Origin of the sequence: Mycobacterium sp. (genome assembly GCF_032162605.1) — a bacterium.
GTDB lineage: Bacteria > Actinomycetota > Actinomycetes > Mycobacteriales > Mycobacteriaceae > Mycobacterium.
In genome coordinates this window covers 1-3,781 of sequence record NZ_JAVROT010000433.1, presented here as the reverse complement: position 1 = coordinate 3,781, position 3,781 = coordinate 1, and the positions used below count along the sequence as shown (strand labels likewise).

Here is a 3,781-nt window from a genome sequence, read left to right as displayed (position 1 = left end):
CGAACGGACGGGACGCCTCGGCGCCCGAGCCGCCGCCGTGGCCGCTCCGCCGGTCGGCGAAACGACGTGACAAACTTGTGCGTGTGACACGTCCACGTCCATCCGTCGGCCCCGCGCTCGCCGGCGCGTTTGACCTTTCGGCGCTCAAGCAGCCACCACCATCCCGGGACGGTGCCGCAGGCACCGCGCCCGTCGGTCTCGACATCACCGAGGCGAACCTCGAAGCAGAGGTGCTCGCCCGGTCCAATCAGATGCCCGTCGTCGTCCTGCTGTGGACGCCACGCAGCGAGGCCAGCGCACAGCTTGGCGACGCGCTGGCCGCCCTGGCGAAGGCCGATGGCGGCACGTGGGCGCTGACCACGGTCAACGTCGACACCGCACCGAGGGTGGCCCAGGTGTTCGGGGTGCAGGCGGTACCCACCGTCGTGGCCGTCGCGGGCGGACAGCCCATCTCCAGCTTTGAGGGCGTGCAACCGCCCGAGCAGCTGCGTCGCTGGGTCGACTCTCTGCTCAGCGCCACCGCGGGCAAGCTCGCTGGCGATGGCGATGGCGAAGCCGAGGGCGTCGAAGAGGTCGATCCGGTGCTCGAACGGGCGCGCGCCCTGTGGGACGACGGCGACTTCGACGAGGCGCTCGCCGCCTACCAGGCGATTCTCGACACCCAGCCCAACCACGTCGAGGCGAAGGACGCGCGGCGTCAGATCGCGTTCCTGCAGCGCGCAACGACGCGGCCTGCGGATGCAGTCGCGGTGGCCGACGCCGCGCCCGGCGACATCGAAGCGGCGTTCGCGGCTGCTGACGTCGAGGTGGCGCTGGACTCCGTCGAGGAGGCCTTCAACCGCCTGATCGGTCTGGTGCGCCGCACGGCAGGCGACGACCGCGCGACCGTCCGCACGCGCCTGGTGGAACTCTTCGAGCTGTTCCCGCAGGATGACCCCAGGGTCGTCGCAGGCCGACGCAATCTCGCCAACGCGCTGTACTGACGTCAGGCCGGTTCGAACCAGAGCGCGCCCAGCGGGGGCAACACCATCACCGCGGACGCCGGCCTGCCGTGCCATGGCACGTCGGTCGCCTCGACGGAGCCGAAGTTGCCCACTCCGGCACCGTTGTAGATCGTCGCATCGGTGTTGAGCACCTCGCGCCACGTTCCGGCGTGCGGGAGACCCAGCTGGTAGCGGCTGTGCTCGGCGCCGGAGAAGTTGAACACGCAGGCCAGCACGGAGCCGTCGTCGCCGTAGCGCAGGAAGCTCAATACGTTGTTCGCCGAGTCGTTGGCGTCGATCCAGGAGTAGCCGTCCGGGGTGGTGTCACGTGACCACAGTGCCCGGCTGTCGCGGTAGACGCCGTTGATGTCGCGCACCATCCGCTGCACCCCGGTCGAGAAGCTCTCCTCGCCCAACTGGAACCAATCGACGCCGTGCTCCTCGGACCACTCGGCGCGCTGGCCGAACTCCTGGCCCATGAACAGCAGCTGCTTACCTGGGTGGGCCCACTGATAGGCAAGCAGCCCGCGCAGGCCGGCAGCCTTCACGTGGTCGTTGCCGGGCATGCGAGTCCAGAGCGTTCCCTTGCCGTGCACCACTTCGTCGTGGCTGATGGGCAGCACGAAGTTCTCGCTGAACGCGTACAGCAGTGAGAACGTCAGCTCGTGGTGGTGATAGCTGCGGTGAATCGGATCGCGGGCTTCGAACGCCAACGTGTCGTTCATCCAGCCCATGTTCCACTTCATCGAGAAGCCCAGTCCGCCAAGGTTGGTCGGTCGTGTTACCCCCGGCCAGGAGGTCGACTCCTCGGCGATCGTGACGATGCCCGGCGTGGCCTTGTGGACGGTGGCGTTCATCTCTTGGAGGAACTGCACCGCCTCCAGGTTCTCGCGTCCACCGTGGACGTTGGGTGTCCAGCCGCCTGCCGGGCGCGAGTAGTCGAGGTAGAGCATCGAGGCCACCGCGTCCACCCGCAGCCCGTCGATGTGGAACTCCTGCAACCAGTACAGCGCATTGGCCACCAGGAAGTTCCGTACCTCGGCCCTGCCGAAGTCGAAGACGTATGTGCCCCAGTCGAGTTGCTCGCCGCGCCTGGGGTCGGAGTGTTCATAGAGAGGCGTGCCGTCGAATCGGCCCAGCGCCCAGGCGTCCTTCGGGAAGTGGGCAGGTACCCAGTCGACGATGACGCCGATGCCCGCGTTGTGCAGGGTGTCAACCAGGTGGCGGAAGTCATCCGGTGAGCCCAGGCGTGACGTCGGCGCGTAGTACGACGTCACCTGGTAGCCCCAGGACCCGCCGAACGGGTGCTCGGCCACGGGTAGCAGTTCGACGTGAGTGAAACCCTGCTCCGACACGTATTCGGTGAGTTGCTCGGCGAGCTCCCGGTAAGTCAACCCTGGCCGCCACGACAGCAGGTGCACCTCGTAGGTGCTCATCGGTTCGAAGACGGGGTTCTTCAGTGCGCGGGCGCTCATCCAGTCGCCGTCGTCCCACGCGTAGTCACTCAAGTTCACCCGTGACGCCCGCGCGGGCGGCACCTCTGCGGCGAACGCCATCGGGTCGGCGCGCTCCGTCACCGCGCCGTCCGCGCCGTGCACTTTGAACTTGTAGAGGCCGTCGGCGGGGAAACCCGGCCAGAAGACCTCCCACACGCCGGAAGAACCGAGCACGCGCAACGGCGCGGAACTGCCTTCCCAGTGGTTGAATTCGCCGATCAGGCTGACGCCCTTGGCGTTTGGTGCCCAGACCGCGAATGACACTCCGTCGACCACGCCGTCCGCGGTCTTGAAGCTGCGGGGGTGGGCGCCCAGGATCTCCCACAGTCGCTCATGGCGCCCCTCGGCGAACAGGTGCAGGTCGATCTCGCCAAGCGTGGGGAGGAAGCGGTACGGATCCGCCGTGGTGTGCGAGCCACCGCCCTCGTAGCGGATTTCGAGCCGGTAATCGATGAGGCCGGTGAACGGCACCGCGACGGCGAACAACGCGCCCTCGACGTGGCTGAACGAATAGCGCTCGTCGCCGATCAGCGCGACCACCTCCGTGGCCCATGGTCGAAGGACACGGATCACGGTGTGATCGGCGTACTCGTGTGCGCCAAGGATGGAGTGCGGGTCGTGATGCTCACCGGCGAACAGGCGGTTGAGGTCCGCCTGATCGGGTCGCAGGTACTGGCTTGTGACGTCATTCGTGCGGGTCATGTGAAACTCATTCCCTCCGCAGCAGTTTAGGCCGCTTCTCGTTTGGTATTTGCGGCATGTTCAGGATGTGGGCGACGGACCTTACGGGGTCGATGCGCACGTAATTCGCCTGCCCCCATTGGTATTCGTCGCCGGTGATCTCGTCGCGCACCCAGAACCGGTCGTAGTCGGACATTCCGAGTGCTTCCATGTCGAGCCAGAGGGTGGCCTCCTCTGGACCGAACGCGTTGAGACTCACCACCACCAGGACACAGTCGCCGGTGACCGGATCGAACTTGCTGTAGGCCAGCAGCGCATCATTGTCGATCGCGTGGAACTTGATGGTGCGCAGTTCACTCAACGCGGGGTGCAGCCTGCGAATCTCGTTGAGCCGACCGAGGAACGGCTCCAGCGATCGGCCGGCAGCCAGGGCGGCCTCGAAGTCGCGTGGCCGCAACTCGTACTTCTCCGAATCGAGGTACTCCTCGCTGCCCTCCCGGACGGCCTGCCCTTCGAAGAGCTCGTACCCGGAATAGACGCCCCAGGCGGAACTCATCGTTGCAGCCATCACGGCGCGGATGGCGAACATTCCCGGACCACCGTGCTGCAGGCTCTCGTGCA

Annotated in this window: 2 protein-coding genes and 1 pseudogene; 1 reads left to right on the top strand and 2 read right to left on the bottom strand. The window is 66.7% G+C overall.

From position 1 onward, the window contains the following. Positions 1–83 precede the first annotated feature (83 nt). Positions 84–983, top strand: a complete 900-nt coding sequence (locus QOI01_RS24280; protein ID WP_526385499.1) for a tetratricopeptide repeat protein — start codon at positions 84–86, stop codon at positions 981–983. Positions 984–985: 2 nt separating this feature from the next. On the opposite strand, the gene glgB is transcribed toward QOI01_RS24280, so the two are convergent. Both glgB and QOI01_RS24270 read right to left on the bottom strand, forming a co-directional pair. Next, positions 986–3,181 carry a 1,4-alpha-glucan branching protein GlgB gene (gene glgB / locus QOI01_RS24275; protein WP_526385497.1) on the bottom strand — a complete coding sequence of 732 codons (2,196 nt, stop codon included), beginning with the start codon at positions 3,179–3,181 and terminating at the stop codon, positions 986–988. Positions 3,182–3,188: 7 nt separating this feature from the next. Then, positions 3,189–3,781: pseudogene (locus QOI01_RS24270) on the bottom strand (alpha-1,4-glucan--maltose-1-phosphate maltosyltransferase); the annotation flags it as partial.